Origin of the sequence: Paraburkholderia piptadeniae (assembly GCF_900007165.1) — a bacterium.
GTDB lineage: Bacteria > Pseudomonadota > Gammaproteobacteria > Burkholderiales > Burkholderiaceae > Paraburkholderia > Paraburkholderia piptadeniae.
In genome coordinates, this window is sequence record NZ_CYGY02000046.1 from 130,395 (window position 1) to 145,796 (window position 15,402).

The window sequence follows — 15,402 nt, forward strand, 5'->3', positions numbered from 1 at the left end:
ATCATGCCGTCCAGTCGAGGATGACTTTTCCGCTTTCCCCTGAGAGCATTGTCGCGAAAGCTTCTTCGTAATCGTCGACGGCAAAGCGATGCGTGAGAATCGGCGATAGATCGAGTCCGCTTTGCAGCATCGCGACCATCTTGTACCAGGTCTCGAACATCTCGCGGCCATAAATGCCCTTGATTTCGAGGCCTTTGAAGATGACCTGCGTCCAGTCGATGGCCGTTTGCGCGGGCGGAATGCCAAGCAGCGCGACCTTGCCGCCATGGTTCATCGCTTCGAGCATCGACGTGAACGCGCTCGGCACGCCCGACATTTCAAGGCCGACGTCGAAGCCTTCCGTCATGCGTAGATCGCTCATCACGTCGCGCAGCGATTCGCGCGACACGTTCACCGCGCGCGTCGCGCCCATCTTGCGCGCGAGGTCGAGCCGGTAATCGTTGATGTCGGTGATCACGACGTTGCGCGCGCCGACGTGCTTCGCGATCGCCACGGCCATAATGCCGATCGGCCCCGCGCCTGTAATCAGCACGTCTTCGCCGACGAGATTGAACGAGAGCGCCGTGTGTGTCGCGTTGCCGAACGGATCGAAGATCGCGGCGAGATCGTCGGAGATTTCGGGCGGGATCTTGAATGCGTTGAACGCGGGAATCACGAGATATTCGGCAAACGCGCCCTCGCGATTCACACCGACGCCGACGGTGTTGCGGCACAGATGCCGGCGCCCCGCGCGACAGTTGCGACAGAAGCCGCACGTGATATGCCCTTCGCCCGAGACGCGATCGCCGATCGAAAAGCCGCGCACTTCCTGGCCCATTTCGACGATTTCGCCGACGTACTCGTGACCGACATGCATCGGCACAGGGATCGTTTTTTGTGCCCAGTCGTCCCACTTCCAGATGTGAATGTCAGTGCCGCAAATCGCAGTGCGAGTGATGCGGATCATCACATCGTTGTGACCCACTTCGGGCTTCTTCACGCGGGTCAATGTGAGGCCCGGAGCGCGTTCGAGTTTTGCCAGTGCTTTCATTGCAATTGATGTCCCGTTTCAGATCACGCCAAGCGAACGGCCTACACGCGCAAACGCGTCGACGGTCCGATCGATCTGTTCCGCCGTGTGCGCGGCGCTCATCTGCGTGCGAATCCGCGCGCGGCCCTTCGGCACGACGGGATACGAGAAGCCGATCACGTACACGCCTTCTTTCAACAGCGCATCGGCCATGTTCGATGCGAGTTGCGCGTCGCCGAGCATCACGGGAATGATCGGATGTTCGCCCGGTACGAGCGTGAAGCCATGCGCGTTCATCGCGTGACGGAAGTGCGCGCCGTTTTCGCGGACGCGTTCGCGCAACTGCCTGCCTTCGTCGCTCGCGAGCAGTTCGAGCACTTTCAGCGATGCGGCCGCGATGCTCGGCGTGAGCGTGTTCGAGAATAGATACGGACGCGAACGCTGCCGCAGCAGATCGACGATTTCCTGGCGCGCCGCGACGTAGCCACCTGAAGCGCCGCCAAGTGCCTTGCCCAGCGTGCCCGTGATGATGTCGACGCGATCGATCACGCCGCAATGCTCGGGCGTGCCGCGTCCGTGCTCGCCGATAAAGCCGACGGCGTGCGAATCGTCGACCATCACGAGCGCACCGTAGCGGTCCGCGAGATCGCAAATGCCTGCGAGGTCGGCGGTGATGCCGTCCATCGAAAAGACGCCGTCCGTCGCGATCAGCTTGAAGCGCGCACCCGCCGCATCGGCTTCACGCAGTCTCGCTTCGAGATCCGCGAGGTCGTTGTTCTTGTAGCGGTAACGCTTCGCTTTCGACAGCCGCACGCCGTCGATGATGCTCGCGTGGTTCAGTTCGTCGCTGATGATTGCGTCGTTATCGTCGAGCAACGTTTCGAACAGGCCGCCGTTTGCATCGAAGCAGCTCGAATAGAGGATGCAGTCGTCCGTCTTCAGAAACGCGGACAACGCACGTTCGAGTTCCTTGTGAACAGTCTGCGTGCCGCAAATGAAACGTACCGACGCCATGCCGAAGCCGTCCTTGTCGAGCCCTTCTTTGGCGGCAGCGATCAGGCGCGCATCGTTCGCGAGGCCGAGATAATTGTTCGCACAGAAGTTCAGCACATCGGCGCCGCTGTCGAGACGGATGTCGGACGATTGCGGGCTCGCGATCACGCGCTCGGTCTTGTGAAAACCATCGGCGCGGATCTGGTCGAGCGTGTTGCGCAGATGCGCGAGGAAAGGGTCACGCATGAAACGGCTCCTTGAATGGCCGACTTTTCAACCAACATCAACGCACGATGTGCAGCGACGCGGAGGCCTGCTATAGTCGGCGATCGGCTTTTATCGGAAATTTTCGTTTTTTCGAACTAAAGTTCGATATGTCGAACAACTCTAAACGATAGGTCTGGAAATGGCAAGTTCGGGAATGCGCCGGGGGGCGTCGGGCACGGCCGTCACCGCAGCGCAAACGGCTGCCGCGCCACCGCGCGTCGGCGAGCAAATTCAACGGTTGCGCAGCGAACGCAAGATGACGCTCGACGATCTGTCGCGCGCAGCGGGCGTGTCGAAATCGATGTTGTCGGAAATTGAACGCGACAAGGCGAATCCGACGATCGCCGTCGCGTGGCGGCTGACGAATGCGCTCGGCGTCAGTCTGGATTCGCTATTTGCGCCACAAAAGGCGCCGGAGCCGATTGCGGTTTCTGGTCCGCACGACATCCCGACGCTGAGCGGTCACGACGCCAGATATCAGCTGCGCGTGTGGGGGCCGATCGAGCTGGCGGGCAAATTCGAATGGTATGAATTGACGCTCCAGGCGGGCGGCGCATTGGTGTCGAGCGCTCACGAGCCGGGTACGCGCGAACATCTGACGGTTTTGCACGGCGTCATCGATATCGACGCGGCGGGGACGACGAAACGTCTGAAGGCTGCGGATACGGCACGCTATGTCGCCGACGAACCGCATGCGATTCGCAATGCCGGTAAGGGTGAAGCGAAGGCCTTGCTGGTCGTGATCCACGGTTAGGCCTGCGCAGCCGGTTCTTCGGCAATACACCAGGTTGCGGCCGATACTGTATGTTTGTACAGTATACGCGACTGACGGGAGCCGAAGAAATGAACATCAAGCAAGAACAGGATCTGGCGGCGCTGCGCTTCAAGTCGGCCGCGCGCGACCTTGAGCATATCGTCCGGCATATCGCCGCGCGTTACATCGTGCAGCGGGTGCCGCTTACCTGGCGTCTTCTGCATGCCATCGAAGCGGAAGCACTCGCCGATCTCGGTTTTGCCAGCCGGCACGATCCGTTCATGCTCGCGCTGTTTCAACGGCCAACCGATTTTCAATTCCCCGAGACGGATGATCCCGTGGACTTCGGGCGGTCGAATGCGCTGCCCGCTGTGTTTGCGTTTGCCGTTGCGGCGTATGACGAAGCGCAGAAATCGAGGAGCGAAACTCCGACGCGGCGAGCGGCGAGTGGAAGTGTCCGCCGGGCTTGGGGCGGGTGAAGGGCATTCGGCGTCGGCTTCGAGGTATCAGGAGGGGCGGCGCCGGGAGTTTATGCGCGTAAAGTCACCGACTACAATCGTTTCACGCAACTAACGGAAGGACAGACCATGCCCTCAGCCAATCCCGTTGGCTCCATCGGCCCGTCACCCGATGCGACGGACCTGTTCGATCAGGAACGTCAGGACTGGCTCGTCGACCCGCGCACCGCATTCGACGCCTGGCTTGCGAGTCAGAATTTCCGCAATTCGTCGGCGGAGGTCTATCGCGCTCAGTGGGGACTTTTCCTCGAATGGCTGCAGGCTCGGCACAAAAACCTTGTGACCGTCGACATGCGCTCGATTGCCGAATTCGTTGCTGGACTCTCGATACGCAAACCGCAGCGCGCCCGCTATTTGCGGTTGATCGAACGTGTGCTCGATCATGTGCGCGAAATCGAACTCGCATCCACGAACCCGGCGCGCTTTATCGCTCAGGATGGCGAAGCGGAATGGCGCAACGCGCGTGACAACGAGCCGACAGGTTTTCTCACGGCCGCAGAACGTTCCGCATTGATCGCGCATCTTTCTTCGTCTGTCGCGCATCTGTCACCGGCGCAACGCTGGCGCGAGCGTCGGGATCGTGCATTGATTGCCGTATTTCTCGGCGGCGGCATCAAGACGGGCGAAGCGCGGACACTTGCGCTTGGTTGCGTGACGGCCTGTTCGCCGTGGATCGTGATCGAAGCGGCGAACCCGCTTTTTACGCGCCGGACACGCCTGGCGCCGTTCGCCGTTTCGATCCTCGACACATGGCTCGAAGAACGCAAGCAGGCGGAATTGCCGGGCGATCTGGTTTTCCCGGCATCGCCATCCGGGCGGCCGATGCACAAGGCGACTATGCTGCGAGCCGTCGACGCGTTGACGGAAGCGTCGGGCATTGGCCATTCCCGGGAAGCTCGCGCAAGCCCGCATACGCTACGCAACTCATTCGCAGCGGACCTGTTCGAAAGTGGGATGGAAGTCGAGGTCGTCGGGCAATGGCTAGGATTCGCCCAGGCTGTATCCGCGAATCGGCTGCATCGCGCATGGAAAACCTGGGCTGAACAACAGAAATTCGACGAAGAAAGACAGCTCGCAACGTCTGCCGTATCTCCCGCGAGTGCCGACGACACGCGGGACGACGACTAGACGTATCCCGTAAACCCTCACCTACGCGGTCCCGAAAAAACTCACTTTGGCCGCTTTTGGGTTACTGAAAGCGATCCGATCAGGACAAGGAAGCGCTTTGCGCTGGCGACATGAAGCGCGTCACGGCCGTCAGCCGCGAGCTACCCGTCCCCGATGAATGCTCGCATTCCGGACAAAGCAGCTCGTAACGGCCGTCGACCTGAGACAGTTCGGGTTCACCATCAGCGCATTTCGGACAACGGAGCGGGATTGTGACGTGCCCGTCGACGGCTGTTCCGATCGACTCGAGTTCATTGGCACTCAGCCTTCCTGCGCTCGCCAGATGACAGAGCAGATCCGCAATGGCGGGGCTGATGCCCCGCTGAGCGCGCAGCGCAGCCATCTGGCGCGTCAACAGATCGAGTTCCTCCGACTGTTCGCGCAGCTGCGCGTCAAGCCGATCGCCCCGTGCTTTCGCGGCCGCGAGTTGCTGAATGAAATCGAATTCCTTTCGGCTCGCATCGCGCACACCTGCCTGATAGGTCGTTGCCATCGCGCGTAACGAATCGAGCTCCACCAGCATCGGCTTGACGCGGCGTTCGGCTTCGGCCACCGCGTCCTTGATCTGTTGCGCATAGTGTTCGGTGTTCTGGCGCATTTCCCCCTGCAGGGCGTCGAGACGATCGCGCAATCCTGCATTCGCCGATTGCTCGACATCCACGCGCCTGTGTAGCGACTCGTTTTCGGCTTCAAGCCGGCGAACGGATGCTTTCAGTCCTTCCTGGTAAGCTGATCCGCTGGTGTTGGCTGCGGCGAGTTGAGTCTCAAGCACGCGTACGCGTTCCCATGCAGCGTCAGCGCGGACTTCGCTGCGCTGAATGGCTTCTTGGGAAACTTCGCGTCGGATCTTGCCCTCGTGTGAGTCTCGCTCGGCAGCGGCAAGTAACGTTCTTAGTTCTTGGCGTTCTTCATCGAGCGAGGCCCTTGCATGCGCCAACGCGTCTTCGAATAACGCGCCAAGCAACTCACCCGCGCGTTCCTCGAGCGATTTTGGAATGGCGCCACCGCTAATTCGTACACGCGATACTGAGCGTATGCGCTCCCAGAAGCTGTCGACGTCTTTTGGTATGTCGCTAGCGCTGCCCGTCTGCGTAAGTTCACGCACGGCGGCCATCGATGGCCGAATGCCGAGATCAAAAAAGAGCCGTTTGCAGGCGTGAAGCGACAATTCCTGACGACGCGCGCCATTCGCGCGCAGCGTGTCGAGTTCTTTTCGGATGGACTGGCGCTCTTCGTCCAGATTCATGGCTGCCTCAAGGTCGCGGAAGTCGACGAATCATAACAATTTACGTAGCGTTTGTTACGAATTTCATTCGACGCGCGTCATTCCTGCAACGAAGGCTTGATATCTACGCAATTCGGCGCAGCGAACCGGGATCGATGAGCGTCTTCGTGAAACAAATCGAAGCGTAGTCGATAAGTCATTGTTATGACGGCATTTTAGGTGATTGACCGATGTTTTGGCACTGTTTCACGGAGCGGGTGGGTGGTGCCGGGTTTGTGGTCTTCGAGGAAGCTCGCGGGGCACGTGTTGAGAGTAATAAAAGTAAACACCTTTGAACCTTAGTTAAAGACGTTAACGCCCGACGAAAGCCTTATGGGGCAAGGCGCTGCGCGGGATTAGGTGAAGCTTTACGGGAGACGTGGTGAGGTTTCGCGGGATCGCGCAGTGATGAGGTTCGGGGAGACGGGTGAGCCGGCTCGGGAAGGGTCGTGAGTGGCTTCGGGAACACCAAAGATTGGCCAGTTGGCCAAAGGTGAGCGCTTTCGGGAGGTTAGATCGATCAATGGCCCGCCAACGCTGATTGGTGTACCTCCGTCGCCGGTAGAAGCGGGTGAGCGGATTCAGGACGGCGATTCCAATGATCATTGAGCTGATTTCCTGGGCATTTCGCACGGTCGGTGAGCACTCGCGGGAGAAAACCGGACATCATGGTGAGATTTTTCGGGACTCGAAGGGCATTTAGGCTTGTATTTGGGCCGCGCAATCCCGATCGGTGAGGTTTTTCGGGAGCTGGTCGCCGTCCGTTTCGATCGGCAGGCGCGCTAAATGAGCGACTGTTGCGAGCATCGATCTTGAGGTGAGCGGATTCAGGAGATAAAGCCGCACGCATATCGTGCGCCAGTTTTTGCACCCACAATTCGGAAAGGTGAGGCTTTGCGGGAATCATGTGCGCCCGGTTTGGGCTGAAAGGTGAGGAAATGCAGGAGCGTCGGAGTCGCAATCGCGCTGAGAGGTCGTATTAGCGCGGGTTCGGCGACGGTGCCATGACCTGGTTCATTGCGTGAAGGTGAAGATTTTCGGGAGAGTCGGGCGATCAGATTTTGGGCATCACTGCGTCACTGGTTAGGGCTGAGGTGAGAGTTTCCGGGAGTCGAGCACTGACCCGGCAGGGTCGGCGCATATCTAAGTATCTAAATTTGCGGGTTTTTCACTTCGTAATCCACCAAAGGTGAGCTTCTTCGGGACGTCGGGCTGCCGATTCGCGGCGGTACAAAGCTGGGTCTGGATCGGCTCACAGGTGAGCATTTTCAGGAGGTTTTTTGCGCGCCCGAATTGTGTATGGGTTCAGGAAGCCCATCCGGTACCGGGTCAGTCATTCGCAAAGGTGAGAATATTCGGGACAGCGTCTTCGCAGTTTGACCGAGACCCAGCGCTTACCGAAAGCTGGGAATCCGCATGTACATCTCCGCGTTTGCGCCTACATCGGCCCCGCTCGGCGGATTTCTCCGTGTCGGCGGCCGGTCAGCCGATCAAAACATCGCTTTCGATGGTTTCGTCGACCCTTCACTGGCCCACTGACTTAGCCGTAGCACCCGTCGACGCGGCTTGGACGGCCGCCTCCCCACGGATACTGACGCGCGAGACCTGGATGGCCGGCCGGTCGTTCACGATGCGTCCGCAAATAGCCGTTCGCTGTTCTAGCGCTACCAGGAGCCGCAGCAGCATCTGCACGCGTCGTTTATTTGCGACTTCTGCAAAGGTGAGCCGTTACGGGAAGCGATTACGACGGTCGTCGCGCGCGCGACGCGACCTCACGTCAAGCAATCCCGCGACCATCAATGCCATGACAAAATGCGTCCGAAATCAAAAGGTGAGGCTTTGCGGGAGTGGCTCTGGGTGAGTTGGCTGCCGTAAACGCGTTTCACCCCAAGTAGGTGAGATAACCGCTATAGACGTGCATCACCACAGCCGGTATCCTTTCGCAAAATCTCTTCTTGACTCGACGCATGGCCACGAAGCGCGCGAAAAAAACCGATGTGGTGAGCCCAAGCTCCGCCGAATTGCGCAAGGCCGTCGAGGCGATTGCCATTCAGCCGAAGAGCGGCAAGATCACGCTGCTAACCCGCAAGCTCTTCAACGTGTTGCTCGCAGTCGCCCAGCAGGCGGATGAATCGGGCGACACCTATCGTGCGCTGCTTTCCGACATCGTCGCCAACTCCGCTTTCGATTCCAACGATACTGCACTCGTCAAGGAGCACCTGCGCCGGATGGTGTCGGTGCAGGTTGAGTGGAGCCAGGGCACGTCGAGCCAGAAGCCAGGGCGCAAGTGGGGCATCTCGACGCTGATCGCCGACGCCGAAATTCTCGAGGACCCCGCGACGCGGCGCGTCTGGGTAGAGTTCTCGTTCGCGCCGAAAATCAAGAAAAAGCTGCTCGATCCGGTGCAATACGCGCGGCTGAGCCTTCAGTTCCAGAGCCAGTTGCGCAGTAGCGCAGGTCTGGCGCTGTACGAAATCTGCGTGCGCTATCTGACCAATCCCAGCCATCTAACGATGCGTGAGGCGTGGGAGTGGTGGCGGCCGATCCTGTCCGGCACGCCTGACATGGAAGCCGGCGATGAAGCCAAGCGCGAGTACAAATATTTCAAGCGCGACTATCTGCGCCCGGCCATTGCGGAAGTCAATGCCGTTACGAATATCTTTGTCGAACTGATCGAACATCGCGAAGGCCGTCGGGTCGCGGAAATCCAGTTTCGCGTGACCGAGCGCAAGCAGCCGATGCTGGCGCTGGACGAGCATCCGAACGTCTTCGACAGTACGCTTGTCGACCGCATGGTGAAGATCGGCATCCCGCTCAAGGAAGCGCAGACGCTATACGCGGACAGCGAGGAAAACCGTATCCGCGCCGCGTTGCAAATGACGGAGCAGCGGATGCGCAGCACAACGCTACCGCCCGTGCGCAGTGCGCCAGCGCTGTTCAAGGACGCTTTGAAAAAGGGTTATGCTCCACCCGTCGATGCATTGCCTTCGGCACCCGCCAGCAAAGGCGCCATCGCGGCACCAGCAGATGATCTGAAGGCGCGTCTGCTGGGCGAATACATGGCGTATCGGCGCAAGGAGGCGCAGGCGCTGTACGACGAACAAGGTGAAGCAGAGCGTGAACTGGCGCGTCACTCGTTCGAGGAAGATGAACTGCCGGGTCTTGGTGCACACATGCGCGACGATTGGCGTCGACGCGGGCTGGAGTCGAAGCTGACGGAGACGGCGTTCTTCGACTGGCTCGCGCGCAGAACCTGGGGCGAGCCGACGGATGGCGATCTGCTTGCATTCACACTGAGTCAGTCGCGGGCCGCCTGAGCGCACAACCGGGCGCGCACTCGCTGCGCGCCCGTTGCTTTCCCTTACTGCTCCGCTAACATCTGTTCGATTTGCCGGAGTATCTCGTCGCGTTTCTCACGCGTGAGTCCGCGCAATTTCAGTTCGATCCGATCATCGCCGTACGACTTCAGATCGCCGACGGACACACCACCAAGCTTGATATCGAGCCGTTGTGCGTAACGCTGACGGCCGGCCGGTTTCGCACTCTCCTGCGCAGTCGCCCTGCCCTTGACGATGTCCGCGACCTGCCGCGTGCTCAGATCATCCGAAAGAATCTTGTTGATCAGGCGCAGTGTTGAATCAGTGCCGCGCGCCGAATGATACCGGCCAACCTGGTACGCCATGTTCGAACCGAATCGATCCGGCCGCGCCACCATCTCCTGCATCACGGCCTCCGGCAGCTTCGAAATCGACAGTGCGACAGCGATGGTCGACTCATCCAGGCCGAGATGTTCGGCGAGTTCTTTTTGACTCTGGAAGTGCTCTTCGTCCAGGAAGCGGCGCCATACGACGGCGTTGTCGAACACCGTCTGCGAATCGCGCTGGACGTTGAGGTCGTAGCCGAGTTTGTAGCTCTGAATGCCGATCGGCAGATCGATCACGATCGCCTTTACCGTCTCCTTGTTCGCCTCCTTCAACGCGCGAACACGTCGACCACCGTCGCTGACGAAGTAACTGCCGGGATTGTTGTAATCAGGAATGACGTGGATGGCCTGCTGCTGTCCTTGCTTCGCGAGGTTGACGGCAAGTTCGGCAATCGACGACTTCAGATAAAAGTACCGCGGATTGAACGGACTCGGCTTGATCGCCTTCAGCGGAAGTTCGATGATCTGGCCAGGGCGGTAGCCGTGCTCGGCTCGCCAGTTGCGGTATTCGACCGACTCGTTTGCCGCTTCCGCTGGCTCGGCGTCGCTGATGGCGGACGACATTGCAGGCGCGCTCGTGAAAGCCGCGATGTTCGAGGTCTTGGGCGCATTCTGCACGAGTCCGTCGATCGCGTTGAGCCGATCGAGCGCGGTGCGCTTTTCGCTGCTGGTCGAATCGGGGCGTGCCTGGAAGCCTTTGGCGAATTGGGACGGTTTCATTCAGGTACCTTTATGCGCATAAATTCAGGGAAGCAGAGCGGCGATCTCGTCGGCGCATGCGCGGATTTCGATGCTGGCAAGCTTGGCGCCTCGGTCGTTCATCTGTAGGACCGTCTGGCCGAGCGCCATTGCCTGCTTGTAGGCCTCTCGCGTCGGAATCTGGGTTCGCAAAAGCGGAAAACCGAGCTCTTCTAGTGCGCGCTTGAGTTCGCGCGTCAGCATTCTCTTCTCTTCGGTCTTATTGAGAAGAAAGACTGCGCGCAGGTCTTCGTTCATGACCTGCGCCTGCTGTACCAATTTCACGAGCCCGATGCTCGACCAGTAATCAGCCGGAGACGACGATGTGGGAATGACCGCGACCGTCGCAGCTAGCAGGACGACGCCGGAGACTTTCTCAGTGATGGACGGCGGACAATCGACGACGATCAGGTCGTAGTCGGCAACGAACTTCTTGATCTCGCGATGGATCTGAGCACCGGCTTCGGAGAGATTGACGACAGGGAACGGGATGCCGGACTCGCTATCCGAGGATGCGCTGGCCCAATGGATGAGGGTGTTTTGACCGTCGGCGTCAACAACCAGAACGCGCTTGCCTCGCTCGTGAAAGGCTGCGCCGAGGTGCATCGCAATTGTGCTCTTACCGACGCCGCCCTTCTGCTGTGTAACCGCGATGATTTCTGCCGCCAACGTTCACCTCCTCTTTTTGTACGCCGCTGAATTTTACCTTGTTAAATTTGTAATTCAATCAATTTTGCTCAGATCCAACGGTTATAGGCCGTTCGGCATGGGTTTATGCGCATAAAGGACGGGTGAGTAATCCGCCCGGCAGTCCGTGTATCCCGTGGGGACAGGATTGGGCGGGTGGGACTTTGCAGATGTGATTGAGGTTCTAAGTGGCGTTGGTGTGGGAGAGGCGATATTGACTGCATGGCGAATGCGATAGGCGACGAATGTCGACCATCTATTCATGTGCACCCCGGTTTATGCGCATAAACGATTCATGCTTCGCAGCGCAAACCGGTTGTCGCACCGTTCTACCCGGCCCCGATCTCTTCGTGATCTCGATCGGCTTTATGCGCATAAACCGGGGTGCACATGGCTGCACTACCTGCGGGATGAAGCAATCAGGCTCCTGGGTGCGAACCGAACCAAGGGATATGAGAGTCGCGCTCCTCAGACTGCGGCTCTCAACTTCTAGAGATGAAGACTCGCGGACCGATAAAGCGAGCCCACGGGAACGCGCAATCGTCGCTTGGTGCATGAACAACCTCGCTCGAATTCAACGGAAACGCTGCCGTCCGTGTCCCGCGCACGGAACTTTGTATTCCCCGAAAGGCAGGTCCTTAGACGGGCCAGCAGCTTCCATTGCCAACAGCGCTTGCGGCGCAGCTCTTGTCCGCAAACCGATGGTTAGATGTTGTGGCTACCGCAGCCGAGATAGCACGCCACGCCTAAGCCAATCAATTTCAACGGAGGGTTCCTTGTCAACGTCACGAGCGACATAACCCGCCGCGATCCAACCTACGAGTGAGCGACCGCTCTCCCAACGCTAATACAACTGCTCGCGCGACGGACCCCGCTCAAGATTCGTCGCGCAACCAGTTTGCGCCCAAGCGATCCGCGCAGCATGGCCGTAAAATCCTCCGTTTCATCCCGATCCGGCCTACAGCACTATGATCACCATCTACCACAACCCCCGCTGCTCGAAATCACGCGGCGCGTGCGACCTCATTGGCGACGTCTACAATCCGTCGAATGAACCCGTCGAGATCCTCGAGTACCTTCGTACTCCGTTATCCGTAACGCAGTTGAAGCAACTGAACCAGCAGCTTGGCTGCGCGGTACGCGAAATGATCCGAGATTCGGAACCGGCCTATAAAGAACTAGGACTCGCCGACACTTCATTGAGTGACGCTCAGTTATACGAAGCAATCGCCGCTCATCCGATCCTTCTTCAACGTCCAATCGTGGTTCGCAACGGACGTGCCGTCATCGGTCGACCGCCGGAGAATGTGAAAGCGCTGTTTCCCGAGTTCGCGAATTAGGCCGACAAGCATCAAACGAGCTGTCCGTATCGCGTTCCGACCAAAGCGTGGCAGCAATTGACGCACGGCTGACACTCTTACTGACGCAAGTCCAAATAGACTACGGTAGAAGCCGCGCAAGGCATCATCGCGCGGCGCTCTAATCTCGACCTCATGTGGGAGGACCGACATGCTGGAACTTAGACAGTCATGTGAAGCATGTGGCAAAGCGCTTCCACCAACCGCCACCGATGCGATGATCTGCAGCTTCGAATGCACGTTTTGCGAGGTCTGTGCGCTGACGAAGTTGCGCAACGTGTGCCCCAACTGCGGCGGGAATTTCCAACACCGTCCGATCCGTCCCGCTGCAATGCTCGCGAAACATCCCGCAGCGGCGGAACGGCACCCTGTCAACGTAGACGAGACATCACACAGCGGATTTTTCGCGCGTTATCGCGATACGCCGCCCTCACAGCGGTAGACACTCGACGGCGCACGAAAAGTGCAAAAAAGGCGCCTCATAAGAAGAACCTAGGCGCCCTTTTCTTCATCCCGCCGACGTCGAACCGGGGACTTCACACTTTCCCACCTCCATCGAGCCCGCTCCCCGTGCGCCAGACCTGCTTCCCGCGCTCGGACAGCTCACCGCAGCTATGCGTCTCGTCGGCTTGCGTACCGTCGACGGCCATATCGCCTCCCGGTTGTTCAAGCGAACGCGGTTTCTGCTGCTTTCTCGCGGCGATTGCCTCATCGTGGGATTTTCCAGAATGATCCAAGCTCATGATGTGGTCCTCCCAATGAAGTCTCTAAAAATGTAATCCGAGCACAGACCGCTCCCGGACGCATTAAGCTCTCAAAAGTTCGAGAAATCGCTTGTCCACAAGTTCACTTCGAAGCTGTAACAGCAGGTATTGTCGCGAGCCGTTTGTCGCGCTTTGCGGCCGCCCGGCAACCCGCTTGATTGATAAGGCAAAGATTCCACCTATCCACAGGGTTATCCAGAAAATCTGTGGATAACTTTTGCATCCCCCGATTTATCCACTGCGCGCGGCTAGCGTGTTATATCGCGTGCCGAATTCGGCGCTATGGTTCACACATCGGCCACTATGATTGACCGGCCGCATCTTTTTTTTCGCGCGTTCCGCGCCAACCGAGGAAGGAAGACATGGCCTATCACATTGCAGTCGTCGTCGGCAGCTTGCGCCGCGACTCGACCAACCGCCTTCTGGCGAAGGCATTGATTTCGCTCGCGCCTTCAGATTTTTCTTTTGAGTTTCTGGACATCGGCTCGCTTCCGCTTTATAGCCAGGATTACGACCACGATTTCCCAGAAGCGGCTCGCAACTTTAAGCAGCGGATTCTCGCTGCCAACGCATTGCTGTTCGTGACGCCTGAATACAACCGGTCGATACCCGGCGTGCTGAAGAACGCGCTCGACTGGGGCTCGCGCCCGTGGGGACATAGTGTGTGGGCCGGCAAGCCGGGCGCGGTGATCGGCACGTCGCCGGCTGCGACGGGCACGGCGTTGTCGCAGCAACATTTGCGCAACGTGCTGGCCTATCTCGATGTGGCGACGCTCGGCCAGCCGGAAATGTTCATCAAACACACGGCTGGCCAGATCGACGAAAACGGCAATATCGAAAGCGACGACACGCGCAAGTTCCTGCAAAAGTTTGTCGATCGCTACGTGGATTGGGTGAAGCGGCACATCGGCTAACGCCGCTTATCGACATGAGGCAGCGGCGCTCGACACCGGGCGCCGCCTCGCTTTCCGAACGGGATTGTCACAACATGCACGGCTACGTGTGACGATGCCCTGTCACGCGATCCCAGCCGTGCCGCACGGCGGCTTTGAACCGCTCCCAGCTGCCCTCCGGCCTGTCCCGCTCCCAGTGCTCGCGGACTTCGGGCTCGACTTCATCCCACTGCCGGTCTTGATAGCGGGTTTCGCGCGCCATCGCCGCGCCGTGATGATAGGCGGGTACATATTCGTCGAAGCGCGAGCCTTCGTCCGCGTACTGGGCGTCGTAGTGAGCGCGGAAATCTTCCTCGTACTCGAGGAATTCGTCGGGGACCTGTTGAGGCATCGCGCGCGCGGGCTCGGCCGTATCGGGTGTCATCACGGCGCCTGAACCGGCGATGCCCGCCGATGCAACGGCCGCTGCTCCAGGCGTTTCGCCCGGAGGCGTGACGGGTGGCGTGCTGGTCGGCGCCGCGTAGTTCGGATACTGACCCGGCCGCGTCGTCTCCTGCTGCGCCGCTGTGCGTGACGGCGCCGAGCCCGGCTGTTCCGGCGGCGGCGTTTCGGGCCGCATCACCGCGCCGGCGCCCGGCGCGCTCGCTGCGGCGAGTGCCTGCGCCGACGGCTCGTCGACGGGCGGTACGCCGTGCAGCGTATCCATCTGGGCACGCTTGCGCGCTTCTTCTCCGGTGAGCCGCGCATCGCTCGACGGCTGGGCCGCCGTCGGCACGGCAGCCGGCGTACTGATGCCGAGCTCATCCATCACCGAATGCTCGCGACGTGCCTGTGCCGCATCGTCGCGCGTTGCCGCTGCGCGGCTGCCCTCTGCCGGACGTTCGCTGACTTCGATCGCGCCCAGCCGCGTCAGCGAATTGCGCGCGAGTTCCGCGTGCGACTCGCTCGCGGCGTTCACGGCCACGAGCACCGCGCCGCGACGCACGGCTTCCGTGTAGCGCTCGGCCTCGGGCGCCGTCGTGCCCGAAGTCTGGAAGAGACTCGACAGAAATCGTTCGATATTCGCGATCACGCCGGGCGTATGCGCGGTGGCGACATCGGCGGGCGTTTCGGGGTTCGCCTGCAATTCGATGTCGGCGGAGGCGAAGCCGGCCTGCACGAGCATGTTGCGCGCGCTCTCGGCTTGCGCGTAGCTGTCGAAAAGACCAATCACGGTGTGTCGCATGTCTGTCTCCTGCGGCTTTCTGAACGGACCCCCGGCGCAGCCGAGGCCGCTCGTTCGTCGAT

Annotated in this window: 14 protein-coding genes; 7 read left to right on the forward strand and 7 right to left on the reverse strand. The window is 59.8% G+C overall.

Annotated features, from left to right (window positions below; translation table 11 throughout):
• Window position 1: 1 nt before the first annotated feature.
• Both tdh and BN2476_RS23625 read right to left on the reverse strand, forming a co-directional pair.
• Entirely contained in the window at window positions 2-1,030 is a 1,029-nt protein-coding gene (gene tdh / locus BN2476_RS23620) for an L-threonine 3-dehydrogenase (protein ID WP_087736575.1), read from the reverse strand.
• 18 nt (window positions 1,031-1,048) lie between these two features.
• Window positions 1,049-2,248 (reverse strand): glycine C-acetyltransferase, encoded by a 1,200-nt coding sequence (locus BN2476_RS23625; protein ID WP_087736576.1) that lies wholly within the window; start codon window positions 2,246-2,248, stop codon window positions 1,049-1,051.
• 160 nt (window positions 2,249-2,408) lie between these two features.
• Here BN2476_RS23625 and BN2476_RS23630 point away from each other — a divergent pair, with 160 nt between their 5' ends.
• The 3 genes from BN2476_RS23630 (at window position 2,409) to BN2476_RS23640 (ending at window position 4,669) form a co-directional block, all read left to right on the forward strand.
• Window positions 2,409-3,023 carry a helix-turn-helix domain-containing protein gene (locus BN2476_RS23630; protein ID WP_087736577.1) on the forward strand — a complete coding sequence of 205 codons (615 nt, stop codon included), beginning with the start codon at window positions 2,409-2,411 and terminating at the stop codon, window positions 3,021-3,023.
• An 89-nt stretch (window positions 3,024-3,112) separates the two neighbouring features.
• Complete coding sequence (locus BN2476_RS23635; RefSeq protein ID WP_087736666.1) at window positions 3,113-3,502, forward strand: DUF2471 family protein; 390 nt, start codon at window positions 3,113-3,115, stop codon at window positions 3,500-3,502.
• A 108-nt stretch (window positions 3,503-3,610) separates the two neighbouring features.
• Window positions 3,611-4,669, forward strand: coding sequence for a tyrosine-type recombinase/integrase (locus BN2476_RS23640; RefSeq protein WP_087736578.1), 1,059 nt, complete (start codon window positions 3,611-3,613; stop codon window positions 4,667-4,669).
• A 79-nt stretch (window positions 4,670-4,748) separates the two neighbouring features.
• On the opposite strand, the gene BN2476_RS23645 is transcribed toward BN2476_RS23640, so the two are convergent.
• Entirely contained in the window at window positions 4,749-5,954 is a 1,206-nt protein-coding gene (locus tag BN2476_RS23645; protein ID WP_087736579.1) for a DNA-binding protein, read from the reverse strand.
• Window positions 5,955-7,939: 1,985 nt separating this feature from the next.
• On the opposite strand from BN2476_RS23645, the gene BN2476_RS23650 reads away from it, so the two are divergent.
• The gene (locus tag BN2476_RS23650) at window positions 7,940-9,289 is read left to right on the forward strand and encodes a replication initiation protein (RefSeq protein ID WP_087736580.1); all 1,350 of its coding nucleotides are present in this window, start codon (window positions 7,940-7,942) and stop codon (window positions 9,287-9,289) included.
• A gap of 44 nt (window positions 9,290-9,333) precedes the next feature.
• Here the strand turns inward: BN2476_RS23650 and BN2476_RS23655 are convergent, their stop codons facing one another.
• Both BN2476_RS23655 and parA read right to left on the reverse strand, forming a co-directional pair.
• Window positions 9,334-10,395, reverse strand: a complete 1,062-nt coding sequence (locus BN2476_RS23655) for a ParB/RepB/Spo0J family partition protein (RefSeq protein ID WP_087736581.1) — start codon at window positions 10,393-10,395, stop codon at window positions 9,334-9,336.
• Between the two features lie 24 nt (window positions 10,396-10,419).
• Window positions 10,420-11,082 carry a ParA family partition ATPase gene (gene parA / locus BN2476_RS23660; RefSeq protein WP_087736582.1) on the reverse strand — a complete coding sequence of 221 codons (663 nt, stop codon included), beginning with the start codon at window positions 11,080-11,082 and terminating at the stop codon, window positions 10,420-10,422.
• 986 nt (window positions 11,083-12,068) lie between these two features.
• Between parA and arsC the strand changes: the two genes are divergently transcribed.
• Together arsC and BN2476_RS23670 are read left to right on the forward strand one after the other, a co-directional pair.
• Window positions 12,069-12,440 carry an arsenate reductase (glutaredoxin) gene (gene arsC / locus BN2476_RS23665; protein ID WP_087736583.1) on the forward strand — a complete coding sequence of 124 codons (372 nt, stop codon included), beginning with the start codon at window positions 12,069-12,071 and terminating at the stop codon, window positions 12,438-12,440.
• Between the two features lie 169 nt (window positions 12,441-12,609).
• On the forward strand, window positions 12,610-12,900 hold the full coding sequence (locus BN2476_RS23670; RefSeq protein WP_087736584.1) for a DUF1272 domain-containing protein: 291 nt from the start codon (window positions 12,610-12,612) through the stop codon (window positions 12,898-12,900).
• A 94-nt stretch (window positions 12,901-12,994) separates the two neighbouring features.
• On the opposite strand, the gene BN2476_RS23675 is transcribed toward BN2476_RS23670, so the two are convergent.
• On the reverse strand, window positions 12,995-13,201 hold the full coding sequence (locus BN2476_RS23675) for a hypothetical protein (protein ID WP_087736585.1): 207 nt from the start codon (window positions 13,199-13,201) through the stop codon (window positions 12,995-12,997).
• 383 nt (window positions 13,202-13,584) lie between these two features.
• Between BN2476_RS23675 and BN2476_RS23680 the strand changes: the two genes are divergently transcribed.
• Window positions 13,585-14,136 (forward strand): NADPH-dependent FMN reductase, encoded by a 552-nt coding sequence (locus tag BN2476_RS23680; RefSeq protein WP_087736586.1) that lies wholly within the window; start codon window positions 13,585-13,587, stop codon window positions 14,134-14,136.
• Between the two features lie 82 nt (window positions 14,137-14,218).
• Here BN2476_RS23680 and BN2476_RS23685 read toward each other — a convergent pair whose 3' ends face one another.
• Window positions 14,219-15,340, reverse strand: a complete 1,122-nt coding sequence (locus tag BN2476_RS23685; protein ID WP_087736587.1) for a hypothetical protein — start codon at window positions 15,338-15,340, stop codon at window positions 14,219-14,221.
• Window positions 15,341-15,402: the final 62 nt, after the last annotated feature.